Annotated in this window: 18 protein-coding genes; 5 read left to right on the top strand and 13 right to left on the bottom strand. The window is 70.8% G+C overall.

All coding sequences use genetic code 11. The features are described from left to right. The first annotated feature begins 11 nt into the window (after positions 1-11). The 4 genes from ACTWJ9_RS03315 (at position 12) to ACTWJ9_RS03300 (ending at position 5025) form a co-directional block, all read left to right on the top strand. Positions 12-998 carry a carbohydrate ABC transporter permease gene (locus ACTWJ9_RS03315; protein ID WP_443295171.1) on the top strand — a complete coding sequence of 329 codons (987 nt, stop codon included), beginning with the start codon at positions 12-14 and terminating at the stop codon, positions 996-998. A 17-nt stretch (positions 999-1015) separates the two neighbouring features. Next, entirely contained in the window at positions 1016-1855 is an 840-nt protein-coding gene (locus ACTWJ9_RS03310; RefSeq protein WP_341483712.1) for a carbohydrate ABC transporter permease, read from the top strand. 29 nt (positions 1856-1884) lie between these two features. Next, on the top strand, positions 1885-3243 hold the full coding sequence (locus ACTWJ9_RS03305) for a GH1 family beta-glucosidase (RefSeq protein WP_279332515.1): 1359 nt from the start codon (positions 1885-1887) through the stop codon (positions 3241-3243). 123 nt (positions 3244-3366) lie between these two features. Next, entirely contained in the window at positions 3367-5025 is a 1659-nt protein-coding gene (locus ACTWJ9_RS03300) for an N-6 DNA methylase (RefSeq protein WP_443295170.1), read from the top strand. A gap of 27 nt (positions 5026-5052) precedes the next feature. Here ACTWJ9_RS03300 and ACTWJ9_RS03295 read toward each other — a convergent pair whose 3' ends face one another. Beyond that, on the bottom strand, positions 5053-7182 hold the full coding sequence (locus ACTWJ9_RS03295) for a UvrD-helicase domain-containing protein (protein WP_443295169.1): 2130 nt from the start codon (positions 7180-7182) through the stop codon (positions 5053-5055). A gap of 206 nt (positions 7183-7388) precedes the next feature. Here ACTWJ9_RS03295 and ACTWJ9_RS03290 point away from each other — a divergent pair, with 206 nt between their 5' ends. Further along, positions 7389-7973 (top strand): DUF4352 domain-containing protein, encoded by a 585-nt coding sequence (locus ACTWJ9_RS03290; protein WP_443295168.1) that lies wholly within the window; start codon positions 7389-7391, stop codon positions 7971-7973. 18 nt (positions 7974-7991) lie between these two features. Here ACTWJ9_RS03290 and ACTWJ9_RS03285 read toward each other — a convergent pair whose 3' ends face one another. From ACTWJ9_RS03285 to ACTWJ9_RS03230, 12 genes are all read right to left on the bottom strand, one after another. Next, positions 7992-9194 (bottom strand): McrC family protein, encoded by a 1203-nt coding sequence (locus ACTWJ9_RS03285; protein ID WP_443295167.1) that lies wholly within the window; start codon positions 9192-9194, stop codon positions 7992-7994. Further along, positions 9191-11026 carry a DUF4357 domain-containing protein gene (locus ACTWJ9_RS03280; protein WP_387034613.1) on the bottom strand — a complete coding sequence of 612 codons (1836 nt, stop codon included), beginning with the start codon at positions 11024-11026 and terminating at the stop codon, positions 9191-9193. Before ACTWJ9_RS03280 ends, ACTWJ9_RS03285 begins: the two co-directional genes overlap by 4 nt. A gap of 100 nt (positions 11027-11126) precedes the next feature. Beyond that, positions 11127-11534: a hypothetical protein gene (locus ACTWJ9_RS03275; protein ID WP_387034611.1), complete on the bottom strand. Its 408-nt coding sequence runs from the start codon at positions 11532-11534 to the stop codon at positions 11127-11129. Beyond that, the gene (locus ACTWJ9_RS03270; RefSeq protein WP_387034610.1) at positions 11531-13999 is read right to left on the bottom strand and encodes an AAA family ATPase; all 2469 of its coding nucleotides are present in this window, start codon (positions 13997-13999) and stop codon (positions 11531-11533) included. Before ACTWJ9_RS03270 ends, ACTWJ9_RS03275 begins: the two co-directional genes overlap by 4 nt. Before the next feature lie 176 nt (positions 14000-14175). Next, positions 14176-14538 (bottom strand): hypothetical protein, encoded by a 363-nt coding sequence (locus ACTWJ9_RS03265; RefSeq protein WP_443295166.1) that lies wholly within the window; start codon positions 14536-14538, stop codon positions 14176-14178. A gap of 400 nt (positions 14539-14938) precedes the next feature. Then, positions 14939-17860, bottom strand: a complete 2922-nt coding sequence (locus ACTWJ9_RS03260) for a M48 family metalloprotease (RefSeq protein WP_443295165.1) — start codon at positions 17858-17860, stop codon at positions 14939-14941. Between the two features lie 5 nt (positions 17861-17865). Beyond that, the gene (locus ACTWJ9_RS03255) at positions 17866-18408 is read right to left on the bottom strand and encodes a hypothetical protein (protein ID WP_443295164.1); all 543 of its coding nucleotides are present in this window, start codon (positions 18406-18408) and stop codon (positions 17866-17868) included. A gap of 145 nt (positions 18409-18553) precedes the next feature. Beyond that, a complete protein-coding gene (locus ACTWJ9_RS03250) occupies positions 18554-19507 on the bottom strand; it encodes a hypothetical protein (RefSeq protein ID WP_387034602.1) in 954 nt (317 codons plus the stop codon). Then, positions 19504-20595, bottom strand: a complete 1092-nt coding sequence (locus ACTWJ9_RS03245) for a protein phosphatase 2C domain-containing protein (protein ID WP_443295163.1) — start codon at positions 20593-20595, stop codon at positions 19504-19506. The genes ACTWJ9_RS03250 and ACTWJ9_RS03245 overlap by 4 nt, the downstream gene beginning before the upstream one ends. Continuing rightward, the gene (locus tag ACTWJ9_RS03240; RefSeq protein WP_387034598.1) at positions 20592-21257 is read right to left on the bottom strand and encodes a vWA domain-containing protein; all 666 of its coding nucleotides are present in this window, start codon (positions 21255-21257) and stop codon (positions 20592-20594) included. Before ACTWJ9_RS03240 ends, ACTWJ9_RS03245 begins: the two co-directional genes overlap by 4 nt. Positions 21258-21294: 37 nt before the next feature. After that, on the bottom strand, positions 21295-21789 hold the full coding sequence (locus tag ACTWJ9_RS03235; RefSeq protein WP_387034596.1) for a hypothetical protein: 495 nt from the start codon (positions 21787-21789) through the stop codon (positions 21295-21297). Further along, positions 21786-23255, bottom strand: a complete 1470-nt coding sequence (locus ACTWJ9_RS03230) for a hypothetical protein (RefSeq protein WP_443295162.1) — start codon at positions 23253-23255, stop codon at positions 21786-21788. Before ACTWJ9_RS03230 ends, ACTWJ9_RS03235 begins: the two co-directional genes overlap by 4 nt. Positions 23256-23265: the final 10 nt, after the last annotated feature.

The raw sequence follows: 23265 nt of genomic DNA, 5'->3' as shown, positions 1-23265 counted from the left end.
CGGACACCGCCATGACCGCCACTGCCCCCACCGCGGAGGCCGCCGCGCGGAAGTCCTCCCCCGGGGCGGCGCGCGGCCCCCGCCGCCCCGGGCGGATCCGCCGCGTCGGACTGCCCTACCTGCTCCTGCTGCCCGCCGTCCTCCTCGAACTCCTCGTCCACCTGGTGCCGATGGTGATCGGCATCGTGATGAGCTTCAAGGAGCTCACCCAGTTCTACATCCGCGACTGGGGCACCGCCCCCTGGGCAGGCCTCGACAACTACAAGGTGTCGGTGGACTTCGACGCCCCCGTCGGCGCGGCCCTGCTCCACTCCTTCTTCGTCACCGTCGCCTTCACCGTGCTGTCGGTCGGCCTGTGCTGGCTCCTCGGCACCGCCGCCGCGATCTGCCTGCAGGACACCTTCCGCGGCCGCGGCCTGCTGCGCGCCCTGTTCCTGGTGCCGTACGCCCTGCCGGTCTACGCCGCCGTCATCACCTGGGTGTTCATGTTCCAGCACGACAACGGCCTGGTGAACCACGTCCTGCACGACCAGCTCGGCCTCACCGACAAGCCGTCCTTCTGGCTGATCGGCGACAACAGCTTCTTCGCACTGCTGACGGTGTCCGTGTGGAAGGGCTGGCCGTTCGCCTTCCTGATCGTCATGGCCGGCCTGCAGAACATCCCCCGCGAGCTGTACGAGGCCGCCGCCCTCGACGGCGCCGGGATGATCCAGCAGGTCCGCCGCATCACCCTGCCGTCACTGCGCCCCGTCAACCGGGTCCTGGTCCTCGTCCTGTTCCTGTGGACGTTCAACGACTTCAACACCCCGTTCGTCCTGTTCGGCAAGGCCGCCCCCGAAGCCGCGGACCTCATCTCGGTCCACATCTACCAGGCGTCCTTCGTCACCTGGAACTTCGGCACCGGCTCCGCCATGTCCGTCCTGCTCCTGCTGTTCCTGCTCGCCGTGACGGGCGTGTACCTCGTACTCACCTCGCGCGGACGGAGGACCGCCCCATGAGCCCGCCCCGGTCCCCGATGGCCCCGCCCCGTTCCTTCCTGTGGTCCCGGCGGATCTTCCTCACCCTGCTCGCCGGCTTCGTGCTGATCCCGGTGTACGTCATGATCTCCAGCTCGCTGAAGCCGCTCGCGGACGTCACCGGCACGTTCCGCTGGCTGCCGAGTGAGGTGACGATCCGCCCCTACATCGACATCTGGTCCACCGTCCCGCTCGCCCGGTACTTCGTGAACTCGCTGATCGTGGCGGGCGCGGCGACCGTCTGCTCGGTGGTGATCGCGGTCTTCTCCGCCTACGCGGTGAGCCGCCACACCTTCCGCGGCAAGCGCGTCTTCACGGTGACCGTGCTGTCGACGCAGATGTTCCCCGGCATCCTCTTCCTCCTCCCGCTGTTCCTCATCTACGTCAACATCGGCAACGCCACGGGCATCGCCCTGTTCGGCTCGCGCGGCGGCCTGATCCTGACGTACCTGACGTTCTCCCTCCCCTTCTCCATCTGGATGCTGATCGGCTACTTCGACTCGGTGCCGAGGGACCTGGACGAGGCCGCGCTGGTCGACGGCTGCGGCCCGCTCGGCGCGCTCTTCCGGGTCGTCGTGCCGGCCGCGATCCCCGGCATCGTCGCGGTCGCCGTCTACGCCTTCATGACGGCCTGGGGCGAAGTGCTGTTCGCCTCGGTGATGACCAACGACACCACCCGTACCCTCGCCGTCGGCCTCCAGGGCTACTCCACCCTCAACGACGTGTACTGGAACCAGATCATGGCGGCCTCGCTCGTGGTGAGCGTCCCCGTGGTCGCCGGCTTCCTGCTGCTGCAGCGCTACCTCGTCGCCGGTCTGACGGCGGGAGCCGTCAAGTGACCGGCGTCCCCGTACCCGAAAGGACCTCCGTGACCATCGACCACGCCGCCCTCCCCGACGACTTCCTGTGGGGCACGGCCACTTCGGCGTACCAGATCGAGGGAGCCGTGACGGAGGACGGCCGCTCGCCGTCGATCTGGGACACCTTCGCGCACACCCCCGGCACCATCGACAACGGCGACCACGGCGACACCGCCTGCGACCACTACCACCGCTGGCGCGAGGACATCGACCTGATGCGCCGCCTCGGCACCAACGCCTACCGCTTCTCCCTCGCCTGGCCCCGCGTCGTCCCCGGCGGCGACGGCCCGGTCAACGCCCAGGGCCTCGACTTCTACGACCGGTTGACCGACGGCCTGCTCGAGGCGGGCATCACCCCGTCCGCCACCCTCTACCACTGGGACCTGCCCCAGGCCCTCCAGGACCGCGGCGGCTGGCCGGAGCGCGACACCGCCGAGCACTTCGCCGCGTACGCGTCGGCGGTCGCCGAACGCCTCGGCGACCGCGTGCACCACTGGGCCACCCTCAACGAGCCGCTGTGCTCGGCCTGGATCGGCCACCTGGAAGGCAGGATGGCACCGGGCCTGACCGACCTGACGGCGGCGGTCCGCGCCTCCTACCACCTGCTGCTGGGCCACGGCCTCGCCGCGCGGGCGATCCGCGCCGCCGCCCCGAACGCCCAGGTGGGCATCGTCAACAACCTCTCCACGATCCACGCCGCCACCGACCGCCCCGAGGACCTGGCCGCCGCCACCCGCATGGACGGCCACACCAACCGCTGGTGGCTGGACCCCGTGCACGGCTACGGCTTCCCCGCCGACATGCGCGAGGTCTACGGAGTCGAACTCCCGGAGCGCCCCGGGGACCCGGCGACCATCGCCGCCCCGCTCGACTGGCTCGGCCTCAACTACTACTTCCCCCAGGTGGTGACGGCCGACCCCGACGGCCCGGCACCGCACGCCGCCTTCGTGCGCCGCGCCGACGTCCCGCGCACCGGCATGGACTGGGAGATCGACGCGAGCGGCATCGAGACGCTGCTGCTGCGCCTGACGAACGACTACGGCGCACGCAAGCTCTACGTCACCGAGAACGGCTCCGCCTTCCCGGACGTGGTCCGCCCCGACGGCACGATCGACGACCCGGAACGCCAGGACTACCTGGAACAGCACCTGGCCGCCTGCGCCTCCGCCGCCCGCAAGGGCGCCCCGCTCGCGGGCTACTTCGCCTGGTCACTGCTGGACAACTTCGAGTGGGCGTACGGCTACGCCAAGCGCTTCGGCCTCGTCCACGTCGACTACGCCACCCAGACCCGCACCATCAAGGGCTCCGGCCACCGGTACGCGGACATCGTCCGCGGCCACGGGGACCGGATACGGCGGGCCGCCTGACTCACCGGACCACCGTTCCGCCCGCCCCACCGCCCGAGGTCCGTATGCCACATTAGCCTCGTTAACGTCGTCAACGGTCATTCTTCATTGATGCAGGTAGCCAGGCTGTGTACGGTAGATGGCATGTCACAGACCCCGGCCATTCCTACGAACCCGTTGGTGACAGGTTCCGAGATCGCTCGGATCGCGGGTGTCACCCGGGCCGCCGTGTCCAACTGGAGGCGGCGGTACGACGACTTCCCCGCTCCGGCCGGAGGCGGGGCCAACAGCCCCCTCTTCGACCTGGCCGAGGTGCAGGCGTGGCTGAACAAGCAGCACAAGGGGCAGGACGTCACCGACGAGGTCCAGCTGTGGCAGGTACTGCGCGGAGCCTACGGCGACGACATCCTCGGCGGACTCGCGGACCTCGCGCAGGTCCTCGCCGCCCCCGGGGCCGAGGAGCCGGCCGCACTGCCGGCCCAGGCCGTCCGCCTGGCCCGCCGCATGGCGGAGGAGAGTTCCCCGGCCGACGTGGTGGACGGGCTGGCCGAGCGGTTCACGGAGTCCGTGCGGCGGGCCGGATCCGATCAGGTGACCTCGCCCCGCGTCATCCGCGCCGTCCGGCACAGCGCCGGTGACCTCGCGTCCGACGCGGTGCTGTTCGACCCGGCCTGCGGAATCGGCACCCTCCTCCTGACCACCGGGACGAACCGCGGCAGCAGGCGGTGCGGCCAGGAAGTGGACACCCGCAGCGCACGGTTCGCACGATGGCGGGCCGAGCTCGCGAAGCCGGCTCCCATCGAGGTCAGGCAGGGTGACTCCCTGCGCGCCGACCAGTGGCCGGACCTCAAGGCGGACCTCGTCGTCTGCGACCCGCCGGTGAGCGACGCCGACTGGGGACGGGAGGAACTGCTCCTCGACCCGCGCTGGGAACTCGGCACCCCCTCCAGGGCCGAGGGCGAACTCGCCTGGCTGCAGCACGCCTACGCGCACACCGCGCCGGGCGGCCGGGTCGTCATGGTGATGCCGGCGTCGGTCGCCTACCGCAAGGCCGGCCGCCGCATCCGCGCCGAGCTCGTCCGTCGCGGCATCCTGACCCAGGTCACCGCCCTGCCACCGGGCACGGCCGCCGCGCACGCCCTCCCCGTCCACCTGTGGCAGCTGCGGCGGCCCCGGACACCGGGCGACACCGCCGCCACCGTCCGTATGGTCGACCTCACGGCCAACGACCCGGACGGGCCCCTGGAGCCGCGCCCCGAGCAGGTCACCGAGGTCGCCCAGATCGACCTGCTGGACGATCTGGTGGACCTCACCCCGGGCCGCCACGTCGACGAGTCCCACCGCGACTTCGTCACCGAATACGACGCCCTGCACCGCGAGCTGGCCGAGCAGCTGCAACGCCTGGGTGAACTGCTCCCCACCCTGACCGCCGGTGAGGGACCCGGCCCCCTCGACGGGGCCAGTGTGAGCGTCGCCGACCTCGTCAGGGCCGGACTGGTCGAGTACGCCGACCCGGAACCGGTCTCGGTCAGCGACCAGCTCGACACGGACTTCCTCCAGGGCTTCCTGCACAGCGCCGCCAACAGCCGCCGCTCCACCACCACCAGCGGCACCTTCCGGTTCGACGGCAAGGGCGCCCGCATCCCCCAGATGGACATCGCGGCACAGCGCCGCTACGGAGCGGTCTTCGGCGCGCTCGGGGAGTTCGAGCAGCGGTCGCGGAGGGTGGCCGAGCTCAGCAGGCAGATCACCGCACTGGCGCGGGACGGCCTCGGCAACGGCGCCCTGAAGCCGGGCGACTGACAGGACGCGACGGCCGACGCCCCGGGCTCACCGGGGCAGGAACGGGCTGCCCTCCCCGCTCCACGACACCGCGAGTGCCTCCCGGGCCCTGGTGCACGCCACGAACAGCAGGCACCGTTCCCGCAGCAGATCGGACTCGTGCTGCAGAGCGTCCACGGAGGCCGGCGTCACCTCCCGTCCGAACGGCACCGCACCGGCCGTCACGCCCAGCACGGCGACACACCGGAACTCCAGCCCCTTCATGGCGTGCATCGTGGCGAGCCGCACCCCGTCCACGTCATGCCCCGGATTGTCCCTGACCCGCACCACCGGCACGCCGGCCGCACCGAGCTTGTCGTAGGCCTTGTCCAGCAGGACGTTGAACCGGGCGCACACCCCGATCTCCGAGGGGCGGATGCCCTGCGCCACCCAGTCCCGCACCCGTGCCACGAGCGCCGCCACTTCCTCCTGCTCCGATCCGTACCCGGTGACGTGAGGCCTGCGGCCGTGCAGCAATGAGCGGTAGCCGGCCAGCGTGTCGTTGCCGTCGCCGCCCAGGTCCTCCACGGTCACCGGGCTCAGGAGCCCGGTGGACCACGTCAGGATCTCCTCGGTGCTGCGGTAGTTGAGCCGCAGCCGGTGGGTGCGCCCGGTCACCGCGATGCCCAGCGAGCCGAGCGACACCTTCGAGTCGTAGATCCGCTGGTGCGGGTCGCCCGTGAGGAACAGGTCGTCGTTGCCGGGGGCCACCGCGCCGCGCAGCACGCGCCACTGCACGGGGTGCAGGTCCTGTGCCTCGTCCACCACGACATGGTCGTGCGTGGGTGTGGAAGCGGCCAGCAACTCGGCCGCCCGCGCGCACACCTTCAGGTAAGTGGTGCCCTGCCGGTCGCGCAGCATCGACTCGAACAGCTCGACGGCGGGCCACAGTTGCTCACGCCTGCCCGGTGACAGGGCGGTGCCCCGACCGCGCCGGGAAGCGGCACGGTAGTCGTCCAGGGTGCGCAGATCCTGTGCGAGCACGACGTGCCGGTACTCCTGGGCGAGGAACTGCTCGGTCCACGGCAGGCCGAGCTTCTTGACGACGCGCTGCCACAACTGCCGTTCCTCGCGGTCACCGACGGGGGAGGGGGCCTTGCCGTCGAGGCGGCTCACGACGCCGTGCGCGTAGGAGCTGACCGTCGTCACGTCCACCCGCTCCAGGAGGTGCTCGTCGCCGTCGAGGAGCAGGGCCAGGTTCTCGCGCAACGAGGCCGCCAGTGCGTTGGTGTACGTGGTGAGCAGGACACGGGTGCGCGGTGAGCGGCCGAGGAGATGCTGGACGCGGTGCAGTGCGGCGACCGTCTTCCCGGTCCCGGGACCGCCGGTGACCTGCACCGGGCCGCCGTAGGACACCCGGTGGGCGACCCGTCGCTGCGAGGGGTGCAGGAACACCCGCCAGGCCGCGAAGGGCTTCTCCAGGATGCCGGCGAGTTCCTCCGGCCCGGTGACCAGCGTGATGCGGCTGGTGGTGTTCGCGATCGCGGCGGCCAGACTCTCGTCCGGGTCGGGCCCGGCGGCGACCGGCCGCCGGACGGCGACCACGTCGCGGTAGACCTCCTCGGGACTGAACCCCTCGGCGAGGTACTGCAGCACCTCGAACTGGTCCTCCGGCAGCAGGGTGCCGAACGCCTCCAGCTGGGGCTTGTCGATGACGGTGCGCACCGCACGGAGCACCTGGTCGTCGAGGCCGAGCTCACGCAGCACCGTGTCCGAGTACCGGGTGAAAAGCAGGGAACCGGCAGCGGCGGCGGCCTTCTCCAGCTGCGGAGTCAACTGCTCGATCGCCACCACGTTGCGGACCTCGAGCGCCCTGGTCGCCGCGTTCGTCGTGTACAGCCGCTTGGCGGCCCAGGTGTAGGCGTCGTCGTGCCGGACGACGTTCACCAGCAGGAAGACGTCACTGCCGTCGTCCGGGGCGAGGACCACACCGCGCCAGAAGTCGTTGATGCGGATGGTTCGCATCCGTGTATCGCGCGCCTTCTCGACGGACTCCAGGTGCAGACCCTTGTCCGCCTGCAACTCGGGCACGGTGAGCTGCTGGAATTTGCGCATCGCCTTGCGCACACCGGCCTTGACGGGCTTCTCGAGAACGTCGTAGCTCTCCCAGAAGCTGTTGGCGAACGCAAGCTGCGGCACGTGTCCCCCCGACCCTGAATGGACCATCCGGGCCGATCATACGCATCGGGTGCACACCACTCGGCCGTCATCTCGCCGTGTGGACAGCCCTTGGGGTTATGTTGACATCATCAACGGATTGAACTTACCGTTTACTCGTGCAGCCCCGTCGTGAATGAGGTAGCGGGGTGTGTACGTGAACATCCAGCACTGCCCTTGGGGGGACCATGCACGCCCGTATCCGAATCGCCGCCGTCGTAGCCGCCGCCGTCGGCGCGCTCACCCTCACCGCCTGTGACACCGGCAGCACCGTCGTCGACAAGCCGAAGGACAACGCCGCCGCCCAGGCGGACAGCGGCAAGGACACCAAGAAGGAGAAGTCCGCCGCTCCTGAGGTCGCCAAGGTCGGCGACACCCTCACCCTGGAGGGCTTCGAGAAGGGCAGCAAGCTCGACGTCACCGTCGTCAAGGTCGCCGACCCCGCCAAGTCGGCCAATGAGTTCATGGAGCCCGGTGACGGCCAGCGGTTCGTCGGCGTCCAGTTCCAGCTCGTCAACACCGGCAAGGCGGCCTACAGCGACAGTCCGTCCATCGGCGCTAAGGTCGCCGACACCGAGGGGCAGCAGTTCGACGCCACCTTCGGGGACATCACGGCCGGGCCTTCCATGGCCTCCAACCTGAGGCTCAAGCCCGGTGCCAAGGGTCTCGGCTGGATCGTCTTCGAGGTTCCCGAGGCGGCGAAGGTCGACACCGTGCAGTTCACCATGGACACCGGCTTCGCCGACCAGACCGGAGAGTGGAAGCTGCCGTAGTCGGCCCGGGAGGTCGCGTCAGCCGTTCCGCATGCGCCGCGCGACCTCCCCGACGTCGGCGAGCAGCCCCGCCGGTTCCTGGTCCAGGTCGAGGGCGTGCTGGTGGATCAGGATGCCCGCGTGGCGCACCCGGTGGGCCGCGTGCGAGGCGTTGCCCTTCGCGTAGACCAGGTGTCCCGCGCTCAGGCCGAGGGCGGTGCAGTACGCCAGCATCTGGTACAGATCGGCGTCCGGGTAACCGCCCCGCTTCTCCGCCTTGTACTTCGCGTCCGCGACCGCGCACGGGATGCCGTCCGGCCCGTACAGCACGAAGTCCGGCCGCATGCGGATGGCGGCGGCCTCGTCGAGGTGGTGGCTGTCCTGGAGGCGGGCGGTGCGGCCCGACCCGCGCAGGGCCTCGCGCAGGGCGACGGTCACGAAGTCCTCGAAGAGCTTGTTCATGTCGAACAGGAACCCGTCGACGCGCAGTCCGCCGGGCCCGTGTTCCGGGGAGGCGTCCTGCAGCAGGGCCCGCGCCAGGTGCAGGGCGTGGTGGTAGCGGGAGTTGAGGCGGCTCGGACGCCACTCGGGCAGGGGCCGGCCGCGCACCGGCACCGTGACGTCCGCCAGCCGCGCCCGCTGGTGCAGCAGCCTCCGGCGCACCTCGCGCGGCACCCCGGGCAGCCGCAGCAGCCGCTCCACGGCCGCCCGCAGGATCCGGTTCTCCGCGATGTCCGTCGTGAACTCGTCGTACGTCACCTCCACCGGCAGCGTCGCCCCGAACCGGCGCCGTATCTGCTCGGCCTCCCGGATCCGCCCCCGCACGACCGTCGAGGTCTCCTCCGTCACCCGGTAACCCTGCAACAGCCCTTGCCGCAGGGCCCGGTCCACCTGCCGCTCCACCGCGTGCGCGAGCGCCGGCAACAGGTCCCGATGCTCGGCCACTTCGACCTCACCGTCCCGCCAGGCACCGGTGGGATCGAGGCCGTAGCCGAGGAGGAAGAAGAGACGGGCGACGGGCACCTTGGGAATGACACGGACCGTGAGCGGATCGTCGTGACCCGGCACCGTGAGCGTGACGGCCCCGACCTTGCTGCCCGCCCGCAGCGACCAGCGACCCGGTGAGTACGGGTCCGGCGCGGCGTCCACGATGCGCAGCTCCGCGAGCGCCCGCCCCACGCCGTCCGGCAGAGCCACGCTGACCGCCGGCGCGTGCTCGACGAGCTCGACGACCGGCGTCACCCCGACGACTCCCGCAGCGCCGCCAGCCCGTACCGCTTCTCGACGTCCACGCCCTCGCCGTAGTGGTGCTCCTCAAGCAACGGAAGGATCTTCGTCCGCCAGGTGCGCTCGAGGCCGCCCTCCCGGTACACGCCCTTCTTCATCAGGTACGAGGGCCCAATACGGAAGTCTGGGTCGTCGATCCGCGTGTTGAGCGCGTCGAGCAGGTCTGCAGGCTCGGAGTTCTTCCCTTCCCGCTCCAGCCACCGGCGCAACAGGCCGCTCGTCGGCTCGACGCGCGGCGACAGCTCGACGAAGGCGAAGCGCCGGCGCATCGCGGCGTCCACGAGCGCGATGGACCGGTCGGCGGTGTTCATCGTCCCGATCACGAACAGGTTCGGCGGCAGCGCGAAGTCGTCCCCCGAGTACGTCAACCGCACCGACTTGTTGCGGTACTCCAGCAGGAAGTACAGCTCGCCGAAGACCTTCGCGAGGTTGGCGCGGTTGATCTCGTCGATGATCAGGAAGTGCGGGATGTGCCGGTTGCCCTCGCGGGACGCGAGATCGGCGAGCTCGCGCAGCGGCCCCGCGGTGAGCCGGAAGGCCACCTCGCGGGTCTCCGGATCCTCCTGCGGCCGGAACCCCTCGAAGAAGTCCTCGTAGGAATAGGAGGGGTGGAACTGAACGAGCTTCACCTGCTCGGGGCCACCACCGAGAAACTCGGCGAGTTTGAGGGCGAGGTAGGTCTTGCCGGTGCCGGGCGGTCCGTAGAGCACGAGCTGCCGCTCGTCCCAGAGCAGATCGCGCACTTCCTCCAGCCACGCCGCGTCGTGCACGAGCAGGTCGGCGGCCAGCTCCTCCGTCGGTCGGGGCAGTTCCAGCTCCCGACGGGCCGTGAGGGCGGGGATCTCCACGCTGGGATCGCGGTCGGTGGCCTCGGCCTCGTCGATCAGGTCCTGGTCGCTCAGTCCGAGGCCGTCGATGAGGTCCTTGACCACGGTGAGGTCGACCACGTCGTGCTGGGCCGAGAGGCGCTGCTGCAGTTCCTCCGGCAACTCGTCGTAGGGATGCCCTTGCTCCGCCCAGTCCACCGGGCGGCGCAGATTGGACCGTCCGTCCTCGGAGTCGACCTGCTCGGCGGGTCCCGAGATCTCGCCGACGTGGAGTCGACCACCGGAGATCGTGCACATCGTGTCACCGGGCCGCATGCGGGAGAGGAACGCGTGGATGTCCTCGACCAGTTGCATCTTCTGGTTGTACGTGGCACTGGACGCGTAGTCCTCGTCGACGGCCGTGCGCAGCCTGTCCTTGCTGATGCCCTGCTCGATGCCCTTGCGCAGGTGACGGGCCGAGAGGGAGACCAGTCCTTCGGACAGCCACAGTCGTCGCACGAGGTCGAGGCCCGAGACGTTGGAGCCCCGCACCAGCCAGGCCCTGCTGCGTCCCCACCAGACCTGGTCGAGGTAGTCGGCGAGCGGATGCCCGTCGGCCGACTTCCATTCCTTCCACCCGTTGGAGCTGCGCCCGGCCAGGATCTCGGCGGCGGCCGACGGCGAGTTGCACTCGACGTCCCGGGTCGTCTCCAGCCGGCCCGGCCAGCGGGTGGACTCGACCAGTGCCCCCGCGGCGATCAGCCGTTGACGCAGCCGGTACGACGACTGCATGCGCTGCGGGAACGAGGGCACGACCTCCGTGCGGCCCGGCGACCCGGCCAGGACGACGAACTTCTGACTGCCGTTGGTGCCCTTGTCCGCGAGGAGCCGTCCCCGGGCCTCGGGCCCGCCGCCCGGCAGCCGCAGCCGGAACTCCGGGTACTGCGCCGTCCCGGAGGGGGATTCGTACTCCTCGCTCACGCCTGCTCCTCGTCCGTGGAGAGCCTGGACCGTCCTCCAGGACCCTATGCGTCGACCGACCGACGCCGCCGCTCGCGTCCGCGAAAGGCGGAGCCGTCGGTCATGTGTCCGTGTGCCGGCCCACCGCTGCCGTTCCCGGACCGGCCCCCAGGGCGGCCAGCAACGCGGTGACCTCCTCCAGCCGGGCCTGGATCTCGGCCGGGGCGGGTGGCAGTTCGTACGTGCGGTAGTGGCAGGCCGCGCTGAGCGCCACCCACGTCGTGCGGCACCGGCGCGCGGTGTCATGTCCCGCGTACCACTCCAGGCACAGCATGCGGTGCTTGCCGATCCGGGTCATCCGCGGGGTGACCTGCCGCCAGTAGGCGTCGAGGGCCTGCTCCAGGGCCAGGCGCAGCAGGACCGCGGCGGCACGGGCCCGCAGACCGGGAGTCAACGTCTGCGCGGTCCCCGCCGGAGGGAGCAGCAGCCGGCCGGCGTCGGTGACCAGGCTTTCCGGGGCGACCGTCATCGCGCACCCCCCGGGGTTCCCGGAGCCTGCGCGCCACTGCCCGGGGCGCCGGAGCGGAGAATGGCCGCCGCCAGGGCCTTGGTACGGGACACCAGCGCCTTGCGGTCGTCGACCGTGGGCAGCGACGTGTGCGTACCGGAGTTGAACGCCTCGATCAGTTTCCAGCCGCCCTCCCGGATCCCTTCGACGGCGTCGTGGGCGTTCCGCTTCCCGTCCCCCAGCAGGGCGAGGGCCGCGTACTCCTTGGTGCGCTCCAGGGACGCGATGCGCTTCTCCACCTCGGACAGCGGCAGTCCGTGCTCGTCGCGGAGCCGGCGGCGCGCCGTGACCAGACAGGCGACTTCGACAGCACCCCGGCACATGGCCGACAGCACGCGATCGGCCACGTCCTGGGGCACCGACGGGTCGAGCGAGATGGCCCGCGCTTCCGCGAGTGCCTGGTCGACGGGGTCGGTCACCGTTTCGACGCCCACCACGGAGTCGGTCTGACGGGTGACCCGCAGCACGGTGGCCCGGATACCGAGGTGGGAGATCGCCTGCTGAAGCCGGGTGTCGTGGGTGAAGACGATCACCTGGCGGTCCTTGGCCACGGCGTCGAGCACCCGGGCCAGTCCCTCGACCTTCTCCGGATCCATGGACTGCACGGGGTCGTCGATCACCAGGAAGCCGAACGGGCTGGCCTCGTGCGTGGCACGCGGCAGGAACAGCGAGAGCGCCAGCGAGTGCAGCTCGCCCTGACTCATCACGCTGTAGGCCGGTGCGGTCATGTCGTCGACCGTGACGCCCAGTTCCACCCTGCCGCGGCCGGGAGTCCCGGCCAGGGTGACGGAGCCCAGCGTGACGCTGCTGTGCTCGCACAACTGCTGCCACACCTCCTGCGAGCGCTCGGCGAAGGGACGCAGCCGCTCGTCCCGCAGCTCGTCGATGACCTTCCGCAGCCAGGCGCGCGCCTTGGTCATGTGGGGGCGACGGGCGCGGGCGGCCTCGGCCGCTTCCGCCACGGCCAGCCAGTCCGTGAGCCGCACGGCCATCGGCTGCCACTCGCCGTCATGGTCGGCCAGTCGACGGAGTGATTCATCCCGCACCTGCCGACACGCCTCCTCCAGAGCGACAGCGGCCCGCTCCGCCTGGCCGGCCAGGTCCGAGGCGTCGGTGATGCTCCGGCACCGAGCCCACTGCCGCCAGAGCTCGGCGAGCGGCGAGTCGTCCGTCTGCAGCCACACCGGGACGGGCTCGATCACGTCGTGGAGGGCCTGCCGGGCCTTCGCGGCTTCCTGCAGAGCGGCCTCCGCCTCGACCGCCTCACGCTGCAACCGCTCCACCTCGGCCCGGGCCCGCTCGGCCCACACCTGGTCGAGCTGTCCGGCGTTGCCGCACACCGGGCAGTCCGGGGACTGGGAGCGCCGCCGGTGATCCAGCGCCGCCTCCAGCAGATTCGCCAGTCGCCGGGCGTCCTCCGCACTGCCGTGCCGGGCATCCTCGGCACGAGCCGCCGTCTCACGCAGTCGCGCGACGGCACCGGAGACCTCGCGCAGTTCGGGACCGGTGAGACCGGCCCGTCGCCGCAGCCCCGCCAGTTCCACCTCGACCGAGGGAGAGCGGCTCGCGAGCAGCGCCCGCACCCTGCTCGTCTCCGGCCGGGTTCCGGACAGTGCCTCGACCGCGTCCCGGGCCCTCGGGTCGTCCAACTCGGCCAGTTCGCCGCGTAGTCGTTCCGTGCGCTGCTTCTCGTGCTTGTCGGCCTTCTCGCACTCGCTCACGGCGTCCTTGACGCGTCCGTCGAGCTCGGCGAGCAGCTCCAGGCCGAGGAGCTTGAAGAAGGCGTCGTGCAAGTCGGAGAGCGTGCCGTTGATCATCGAACCGAGTTCGCTGTACGGCAGGAAGGGCCGGGCGAGGTCGAGCGCGTCGGCGTCGACGATCTCGCCCAGCTTCCGCTCCGAGCCGTCGGACCCTTCGGCGCGCGTGCGCGCATCGTCCACCTTGGCCCCGTACCAGGTCCGGCGCACGGTGACGGGCTCGCCGTGTTCGCCGACGCTCAGTTCGACGGACACCTCCGGCACCACGTCGGGGCTGTGCAGGTTGCGCCAGCCCTGCTTCCAGTCACCGGTCCGGCGCTTCTCCCAGCGGGAGTTGCGTCCGGTCAGGGCCGTTTCCGCGGCCTCGGCGAAGCTCGACTTGCCGGAGCCGTTGGGCCCGGCGACGACCACCAGCCCGGGGCCGGGCGGCAGTTCGAGCGTGGTACGCGGGCCGATGCCGCGCCAGCCGACGGCGGTGATGGAACGCAGTTGCACCGGCCCGGTCCGGCCCTCGCTGCTCCTGGCGCGCTCGTCGGGCAGCAGTTCGCGCAGTCGGGACCGCGTCTCCGGAATGAGATCCGATCCGTCGAGCCGAGCGAGGAGTAACTCCCGCACGGAGGGCGGGGGACCGGCGGGGGAGTCGACGGAATTCTGCGGTGGGTCGATCACGAACTGTTCCTTCCACGGCAGTGCGAGATGAGACGCACCTGAGAGTGACGGGCGAGTGTTACCGCAAGAAGAGTGACGTAGCTTTGTGAGCTCTGTCAACAGGTTCAAAGGAATCCAGATGAATCGAAAACGTGTACACGTGAAGGGTTCTTCGGCGGATAGGACGCTCATGCACGTCAGGGTGGGAAGCGGAGAACAGCTGGTGTGTCTGACGATCGGCGGTCGACTCGGAGCAGCGTGTTCCCGATCCGCGCGACCGCCCGCTCGGGATGCGTAGCGGTGTCGATGCCGAGGACGCGGATCGTGGAGAACATGCCCTGCGGACCGCTGATCCCCAGCGAGCGGTGGGCACGGCCGCCGGACCGCGGGTGCACTGTGACGGCGCTCGCCAAAGGACAGGAACGGTAGCTGGTGGCATGGGTGAGCGGTTGGTGGACATCGGCTGCGCTGACGCCGTGGCGGTCGTAGTGCTTGTCCTTGGCGTCCACGGGCAGCAGCGAGCGGGCGGAGCCGTTCCGGCCGGGGAGTCCGAGCAGCACGTCGGGCCGGAAGGCGGAGGTGTTCCCAGGCCTTTGCGAACGGTGATTCCGGTACCGCCGTTGCCGGGGACGCCCCGGCCGCCGTGTCGGGCGGCTGCTTCGGCGGCTACGACCACGATCGCCACCGCCGCAAGGCCCGCGCCCTGGGCATCACCCCGTCATCGCCCGCCGCGGGCAGCCTCACGGCCCGTGCTGGGCGTCCACCGGTGGCTGGTTGCACGCGGCCTGTCATGGCCGCACGGTTTCCGGCACCTGAGGACCCGTTGGGAACGCCGGGGCGACACCCACGGCGCCTTCCTGCAGTCGGCGGTCTGCCTCCTCCTGCGCCGACGCGTTCGAGCGCTCCGTCAGAACCTCTTGGCCGTGGGTGTCGCGTGTCCAGCCCGGGCGCGCACGGCCGTCAGGTCGAGCCCGTCGCCACCTTCGTGATCTTGTCCAGGATGGTGGTGAGGGGGCGCACGGCCCTGAGCATCTCGTCGAGGACCTGACTGAAGGCCCGTGACCGGTCCGCTTCCGTCTTGTACGGGCCGTCGTCGCCGGGGGCCAGCACGTCCTGGCAGATTCGGCCCTGCCGGGCGATCTCCCTCAGGGACCCGGACCAGGACTTCTGCAGGTTCTCGTCCGGCACGGGGAAGTAGGCCAGCGCGTCGTCGGCTCGCGTCGCCAGGGCCCCGCAGAGCCGGCTGAACTTCTCGTTGTCCAGCCTGATCGTGCCGTTGTCGCGCGGCTTCTGCTTCCCGGCGGCGGTGAGTGCGTCGCTGAAGTCTTTGACGGCGTCGGCGATCCGCTCGTAGTGCGTCAGACCGCCGTGGCCGAGCCAGGCCAGCGCCTGCCACTCACGGATCTTCGCCCTCCTCGCCGTCGGCGAGGAGTCGACCAGATCGCCGACCATGTCGCCCGGAGTGTCGACCGACACCGATGCCCTGGCCGGCTTCGCACCGGACGAGGTCTCGTGCGCCGCCACCGTGAGCAGTGACGCGGAGACGGCCAGCACGAGGACCATTCCCAAGGAGAACAGCCTCGGTCTTCGCGGCCTGGGCACGACGGGATGCGGGGGTGGCATTTGCGCCCGGCCCGGTGTCTCGTCCGGGTGATCGGCCAGGGCCGGCCGTATGGGCGACCCGCGCCGCAACCGTCGTACGCCCCACCCCACCCCGGCACCGACCAGCCCCGCGCACCCCGCGAGGAGGATCGTCGGGGCCAGGACGGTCTGGGCGATCGGGCCGAGGTAGACCAGGCCGACGGCCGGCACCCAGTGGCACTGGTCGGTCATGACGCTGTACCGGCCGAGGCAGCCGTCGGCCGAGGAGAGGACGAACAACCCTGCGAAGCCGAGAAGTTGGGCCACCGCAGCCGCCAGCAGGGCACGGGGGAGCCAGAAGTGCCGGGAGACGGCCGCCACGGCGGCAGCCGTGAGCAGGCTCGAGGCGAGGACGGCGCCCATCATCATCCAGGTGTGGAAGAAGCTGTACGCACCGGCGCGTTCCGCCCAGGATCCGGGGCGGCGGCCGTGCTGGACGTACCCTGCCGCGAGCAGCCCCGCCCAGCACAGCGCACCGCCAGCCAGGCCGGCCACGAGTGTCCGGCGGACACGCAGTCTCGGCGTGCCCGTGTACGCCCAGACCCCGAGCGGGAGGAGCCACAGAGCGAGGGCAGCGGCCTCGACCGGGATGTTCTTCGTGAGGGCCGCGAGGGTGGGAAGCAGCGTGACGACGGCCGACAACTCCAGGGAGTAGGCCTGCCACGTGTCCGGGTACACCGACGTGACCTGATCGCGGATCACCTCGGTCCGGTTGTGCAGGCCGACCGCGAGGTACTGGCCCGACCGGTACCACCAGTGCAGCCCGGCCCCCAGTACCGCCACCACGACCAGCAGGTTCAGCAGGCCCGCCGCCCGCCGCGCCCACCTGCGCGGCAGGGCGAGCGCCAGCCGTGTGCACTGTGCCGACCACACCGCCGCGACCGTCGCGGCGAGCAGCAGGCCGAGCAGGAACCAGGGTGCGGGGACCAGCCACTCGTTGCCGTGCCTGCCGCGCACAAACTCGCCCAGGACCAGGCCGCAGCCGAGCCAGATCCCCGTCCGTACGCCGGACTCGCCCCGCTCCGTGCCCTGGGAGGCAGCCACCGAACGTGCCAGCGCGAACCAGAGCATCGGCGCCACGAAAGCAGCCGTGCACCATGCGGCGCCGGTGTTCGTGGACAGCCCCGGCACCACCAGCAGCGCGTTGACCAGCAGTGTGGCGCTCACTCCGACAAGGAACATGGACAGTGCGCCCACCCCTGACAGCCGGGTGCGGTCGGCGAGCACGCGGCGCCGCTCGGCCCACGTCGGGTGCGTCCGCAGCAGCGCGGTGACACGGCGCACCGATGCCGCCACCGTGCCGGGCGGGTCCCGGTGCTCCCATGCAGCGGGCGACGCGCCGTAGTCGACGGCCCCGGCGTCGGCGTGCAGTTCGCGGCGGCGCAGCAGGTCGGCGCGGGCCAGGTGCACCAGGCCCACCAGGACGAGACCGGCCAGCAGGGAGTACGCCAGTGCTGACGCGACCCCGGGCCAGAACGGTGAGTCGTTCAGGCCGAACAGGCCCTCGAAGAGCATGCGGCCCTCGTGGTACAGGTAGGGCAGCAGCGCGAGCACCACGAACACCCGCCACAGCGCCGTACTGGCGGAGGCGAAGTCCACGTCGCGGTTGCGGACGTGGGCGAGCTCGTGCAGGACGACCGCGTGGAAGCCTTCCGGGTCCGTGCTGCACCGCACCAGCAGGCCGGCGTGCAGGCACACCGTGTAGTGCCCGAACCGTCCGTACACGACGGCACCGGCAGTGGTCCGGGCCGGGTCCACGCGGAACGCCAGGCCGTAGGTGATGCCGGCGCGGGCGCGCAGCCCGGCGAGCTCGGCGGCCAGCGTGCCGTCGGGGTCCACGTCCCCGACCGGGACCGTGCGGTGCCTGAGCTCGCGCAGCCGTGGCGTCCACCAGTACACCGCCGCCGCGACCGCCAGCAGCAGCAGCGTCGCGACCATGCCCTTCCAGTGCTCGACCGTCGGTACCCCGGACATGCACTTCGACAGTGCCGCGGAGCTGCGCACGGTGATCAGCACGTTGTCCAGGTTGCGGCCGTCGGGGTCCAGCCCGGCCGCGAGCAGACAGCCCAGCGGGTCGCCCGGGCTGTCGTTGGGCCTCGGCGCCAGGACGGTGTCCAACATGCTCACGCTGGACGCCGTCACGACGGTCATCAACAGCGCGAAACGGGGACCGGTGTCGGCGATGCCGCGCCACCGGGGTCTGTCCGGTACGAAGGCCGCCACGTCGACGGGCGCGTTCACCGCGTTCACGAATCGGTGCCGGAGGCCGGCCGGTTGTCCTCGCTGCCCGTCTCGGCGCTGCCGGAAGCCCCGTCCGCCCGCGGATCCGCCGTCGCCAGGTGGGCCACCACCGCGTCCGCCAGCGAGGTCGCCTCGTCCGTGTCGATACCGCGCTCGGTCGCGTGCCTCAGGATCTGTGTGTGTACGAGGGCGAGCTGGGCGCGGCCCAGCTCGGGCAGGGTGAGCGGGGCAACGGCGGCGCCCCGGCGCAGGACCCGGCGCAGTCCGGAGCGGCCCCGTTCCACCAGGCCGTCGGCGGCGGCGTCGAGGGCGCGCCGGGCCACCTGGTCGAGGACGAGCCACACCACGGCGGTGACCAGGGCGGTGGCCTCGGCCAGACCGAAGCCGAGGGGTTCCCTGCGGGGTCCCCGGCCGACGAGGACCCGGACGGCCTCCTCGTCGTCGAACCGGAACAGCCCCTCGACGAGGGGCAGCTCGTGCGGCGCGCACTCGGTCACCACCGCACGCACCACGTCCCGTACCTTCGTCGTTCCGACCTCGTCGGTCACCGCGAACCCCCCTGTACCGAACACCTGTTGAGGTTCATGGCAACACAGTGACACCGTCGGTCGCCACCCCGTCGCTCACCACGGGAAGCCGGCGTCGGCCTGAGCCGGTGGCCGGTTCCCTGACATCCGGGGAACCGGTACCCCTCTACTGCACCGGGCCCCGCAGTCTGATCGGTGTCCGGTCGCGCGTTCCGTCCAGGACCGTGTGGTCGATGGAAGGCCGGGCTCGGGGCGTTGCCGCGGTGAGAGTGATGACACCACGGTCGCTCAGAGCGGTCTGCCACTCGCCCGGCCGGGGCCGGCTACCGCGCTCGCCGGCGGCCTGCGCGAAGAGCCTCCGCACTCCGTCGTTCTGGCGCTCGTTGAGGCATCCGGGGACGAACTGCAGGTCCTGACCCGGTAGGACGTACGGCTGTTGGGAGACGATGCGCCCCGCCACCAGAGCGGTCTTGTAGGCGTCCGTGTCCACCGTCGCGTCGGTGGAGGGCGCCAGCGGGTCGTTCCAGTCCGGAGTGGCGGCCTGGGCCTGGACCGCCGCGCGGCCCACCCGGCGGAAGCCGTCGCAGTCCAGGAAGTGAACGGCGGGCGCGGGGGAGAGGGACCACAGGACGTTGGCCTGCGAGATGTCGCCGATCACGAGTCCGGCGTCGTGGAACCAACCGATGGCCTCGACGCAGGCCAGCGCGAGAGCCCTGCGCTGCTCCGGGGGCGGCTGCGTAACGTCCTGCCAGGCCGGTTTGGGCGGCCGGATCAGGTACTGCAGCTCGAGGAGCTTCGCCGCCCCCGTCGCGGTGCGCCACGTCATGTGGGCGGGGGCCCGCCTCATGAGGAAGCCGAGCGTCCGGCCGCCCTCGACCACCCGGCACAGGGGCCATGCGGCAAGGGCGTCGAGGCGGCTCCGGTCCGCCTGGCCGAGGCCCTGCCGCAGCCCGACCAGGTCGGCGAGGGCGGTACCGTTGACCTTGGACGGGTCCTTGTACTCCTTGTACAGGAGCGGACCCCCCGCGGTCGCGTACACGTCACCCTGGCCGCCGCTGCCGACCCGTTCCCCCAGGGCGAGCGACGACCGTGCGACGTCGGCTCCGTCCTCCGCGCTCACTGCGACTCCTCCCACACGCAGATGACGGTCCGGTCGTCGTCGTAGGACTTGGCCCGTGTCTGCGCCTGCCACAGGAAGTCGGACAGCGAAGGCACTTCAGGCCGGCCCCACGCGTTCGCGAGGTGCTGGGCGAACTCGGGGTCCTTCTGGGTGAGCGGGTTGGTGATGCCGTCGGTGCCCAGGAGGAGGACTTCGCCCGGTTCGGTGCGCAGCAGTTTGGCCTTGACGCTGCGATAGGCGTGCGGAAGAGCCTCGGTACGGGTGTCCAGGAGACTTCCGTCGTTCACCGGATTGCCCTGTTCCCACCGGCCCTCCCGCAGCACGAACAGGCCGCCGTCCCCCACGCTGAACAGCACCCGCTCGCGGATGCGGGCGTCGGTCGGCACCAGCAGGACATGCAAGGTGGTCGCGTGATCCTGACCGATACCCAGGTCACTGACAGCGCGTGCGACCGCCTTGTTGGCGATCCCGCAAAGCTGTATCTCCTCCTGAGCGGTCAACGCTGCATGGATGCTCTCCGCCTCCTGGTCCAGATAGAGAGCCGTCTGGCGAATAACGAGGTGCGAGCCGATGTGCGAGCACTTCGCGGAGCCCACCCCGTCCGCGATTGCAAGCAGGAGGAACTCGGCCTCCGGAGGTCCGACCCGCGTCACCACCATGGCGTCCTGACGGCAAGTGCCCTCCCAATTGTGGGAGTCACCACGCACCGACGTGGCTCGCACTGTCAACCGTCCGACCTGGGCGCCGTCCAGCAGTACTGCTGGGGTGAATGCCGCGAACTCGTCACCGTCCCGTACGGAGGGACATTGCAAAGGATGGGGCGGATAGCTGGGAGGCCGTTGGCCGACGTGCGCCGGCTCCCTGCGCAACAAGGTGCTTTCAGGTTTCGAGAGGGATACAGGCGACATGAGGTGCTCCCTCACCGGAGGCGCAGGCTGCTCCGTGGAAGCGGGGCCGCGCATGCGCGTGTCGTGGAAAGTGATGCCGTCGGGTAGGCCGAGGTTTTCGTCAAGACCGTGACCGTGGGTGGTTCCGCCGCCGCTCGTCACATCATCGCGGGTTTCTTCGTGACGCATCGGGGCGCTCACAGCTTGTCCAGGGAGAGGCTGGTGAACCCGGGCACCTGCTCGTCCACCTGGAGCTGGAAGCCCTCCCCGCCCTGGGCGGCCATGCTGGTCGCCGAGTTGACGATGGACCGGGTGAGGCTGGAGGCGAACTCACGCAGTGCGACGGCCGGGGAGATGGAGTCGTCCTTCTGGATGAACGCCTTGAAGTTGGCCACCTCGGTGATGGTCGCGGCGTCGGCGTCACTGATCCCGAACGCGATGATCTTCGGTGCGTAACGGAACGCGTTCAAGTCGTTGAGCGCGGTGCGCCAGCCCTCGTCCGTGGGGATGCCGTCGGAGAGGAAGAACATCACGGGCCGGTACACGTCGTGGCCCTCCGCCTTCAGCGCGGCGACGTCCTTCTCGATGGTGTCCTTCAGCAGCCGGAAGGCGGCGCCGAAAGAGGTCACGCCGCCCGCCGACAGGGACGGCAGCTGCGTCAGCTCGCTCAGGTCGGCGAGCGGCTGCAGCACGGAGGCCTGCGTGGAGAAACCGATCAGCGCGAAGCGGGTCTTGTCCGCGACGCTCGGATTGGTGCTGATCTCGTGGTGCAGTTCGGGCAACGCAGAGTTGATGGTGTCCACGCCGTCGCCGGCCATGGAGCCGGACTCGTCGCACACCACGTAGAAGGGGAGGAGCTGCATGGGTTGGTTCTCCTGAGCTGATGAGACGGCGTGGCCGTCAACGGGTGTAGAAGTAGATCTCCAGGTCGGCCGAGCCCGAAGGGCCGCCGCTCCAGAAGTTCCGCGTCGTCGCTTCGGTGAACATGTCCGGCCGCGCCTTCCGCAGGGCCTTGTTCACCTCCCGTGCGTATGCCTGGCCGTCACCGGGCTCCGGTGCCTGGCCGAAGGTCAGTACGAAGGCGGCTTCGCGTCCCCGGTAGCGGGTGGTGGCGGCACGGAGCTGTTCCACCATCCGCGTGGTGTCGCCGACCGCTGCGGTCAGATGGATCTTCACCGGCTTGCGCGCCACCGACCGCGGTCCCGTCGGCGTCGGACTCGGTTCGGGAGACGGCGTGGCATCGGCCGACTTCGAGGGACTGGCGCTGGCCTGCGCGGCGAGCGGATCACCGCGGTCTCCCATGGACACCAGGGCGAGCACGAGCAGCATGTCGGCGAAGAGCCACCCGGCCAGGTGAAGCGGCGTGAACCGGAAACGCCTCTTCAGCGGGCTCACCGGTCCGGTCCGATCCCGGCCCGCAGCTTCTCGGCCTGCCGCAGCTCGCTCTCCGCGCGCCGTTGGGCCGCCTCGGCACCCGCGCGTGCCGTCTCCGCCTCGCTGCGTGCCGTCTCTGCTTGGCCCCGCGCGGCCTCCGCCTCGATCCGCGCCGCCTCCGTCTCACGGAGCGCCCGCTCCAGGGCGTCGGTGACCGCGACGAAGCGGTCCGTCGCCTCCTGAACGGCCCGGCTACGAGCCTCGATACCGAGCAGGGCCTCCCGCGACGCCTCGGCGGCCTCGCCGGTTCGGTCGGCCACCGTGCCGAGGTCGTCGAGCAGGCGTCCGTTGACATCCGCCACGACCTCGATGCCGGTGGTGAACCCGCGCTGGGAGGCGGCCAGCACGGTCAGCGACTCCTCGACCTGCCGGGCCGCATCCGACAGCGCGCCGCGCACGCGGTCACCGTTGTCGCCGACCGCCGTCTCCAGCCGGTCCGCCGCACGGGACAGAACGTCGCGCATGTCGTCGCCGGCCGTCCTCAGGTCCTCCACCGCCTTGTCCAGGACACCGGTCTGCCCGCTGACGGCGTCGGCCAGTCGGCGGCCCGCCTGCGTCAACGGGTCCTCCAAGCCCTGGACGGTGGCCTGAATGGCCGTGCCGCTGTCCCGGACGGTCTCCTCGATCCGCAGCACCACCTGCTCGATCGGCCGTACGTACGCCTCCGCCTGGACGAGACGCTGCTCCGCCTTGTCCGCGGCCTCGCTCACCAGCTCGGCGGCTCGACTGAGCGCCTCCTGCGTGGTGATGGCCTTGGTGTGCATCCGCTGCAGCCGACCGGCCGCCGAGTTGAGCTCCGCCGCGAAGCGCTGGGGCGAGGCGAACCGGTGCTCGTTGAGCGAGAGCTGAGCACGCGTGAGGACCGGGACCAGACGGGCCAGAGCCGTACGGGCACGCTCCCCTGCCTGCTCCTCGCGATGCTCCGCGCGCGTGCGCCGGTAGCCGTGCACGGCCGTGAGGACGAACAGCATCACCAGGGCCAGGCACCCGCCCACGGCGACATGGCCGAAGCGGTACGCCCCGCTCAGGTGTCCGTCGAACCCGGACTGCCACAACTGCAGGAACGGTCGGCCGGCGGCCTTGGGGTCGTCCCCGGTGAGTGCCCCGTAGGCACTCGACGCCTGCCACAGACCGAACCACGTGAAGAGCAGAGGCAGGAAGACCAGGGCCCCCAGAACCCAGTCCAGCACCGAGTCAAGCCCTCCGCCCCGACCGGTGTCCACCGGTTCGGCGATGCTTTCGGGCCGGGCGAAGTGGGCCATCAGGTCGAGATCGGCCCATGCGTTGAGAGCTTCTGCGTCGGTGGAGTCGAGTGCCCGCGCCAGGGCGCGCAGTTCTTCGGCGCGTGGGGCGAGCGCAGGGTTCTGCGCCGCGTCCTCGAGGTGACGTGCGGCCACCCCTTTGTCGAGTTGTGTCCCGGTGAACATTCCCCACCCT

It is taken from the genome of Streptomyces sp. GDS52 (genome assembly GCF_052246875.1).
Lineage (GTDB): Bacteria > Actinomycetota > Actinomycetes > Streptomycetales > Streptomycetaceae > Streptomyces > Streptomyces cathayae.
Note: the sequence above shows the minus strand (reverse complement) of the source record. Positions and strands in the feature narration are given on the sequence as shown.

Excerpts from the sequence above, each read along its gene's own strand:
- ACTWJ9_RS03315 (WP_443295171.1), top strand. The coding sequence starts at position 12 with ATGACCGCCACTGCCCCCACCGCGGAGGCCGCCGCGCGGAAGTCCTCC.
- ACTWJ9_RS03310 (WP_341483712.1), top strand. The coding sequence starts at position 1,016 with ATGGCCCCGCCCCGTTCCTTCCTGTGGTCCCGGCGGATCTTCCTCACC.
- ACTWJ9_RS03300 (WP_443295170.1), top strand. The coding sequence starts at position 3,367 with ATGTCACAGACCCCGGCCATTCCTACGAACCCGTTGGTGACAGGTTCC.
- ACTWJ9_RS03290 (WP_443295168.1), top strand. The coding sequence starts at position 7,389 with ATGCACGCCCGTATCCGAATCGCCGCCGTCGTAGCCGCCGCCGTCGGC.
- ACTWJ9_RS03275 (WP_387034611.1), bottom strand. The coding sequence starts at position 11,534 with ATGACGGTCGCCCCGGAAAGCCTGGTCACCGACGCCGGCCGGCTGCTG.
- ACTWJ9_RS03240 (WP_387034598.1), bottom strand. The coding sequence starts at position 21,257 with ATGCAGCTCCTCCCCTTCTACGTGGTGTGCGACGAGTCCGGCTCCATG.
- ACTWJ9_RS03230 (WP_443295162.1), bottom strand. The coding sequence starts at position 23,255 with ATGTTCACCGGGACACAACTCGACAAAGGGGTGGCCGCACGTCACCTC.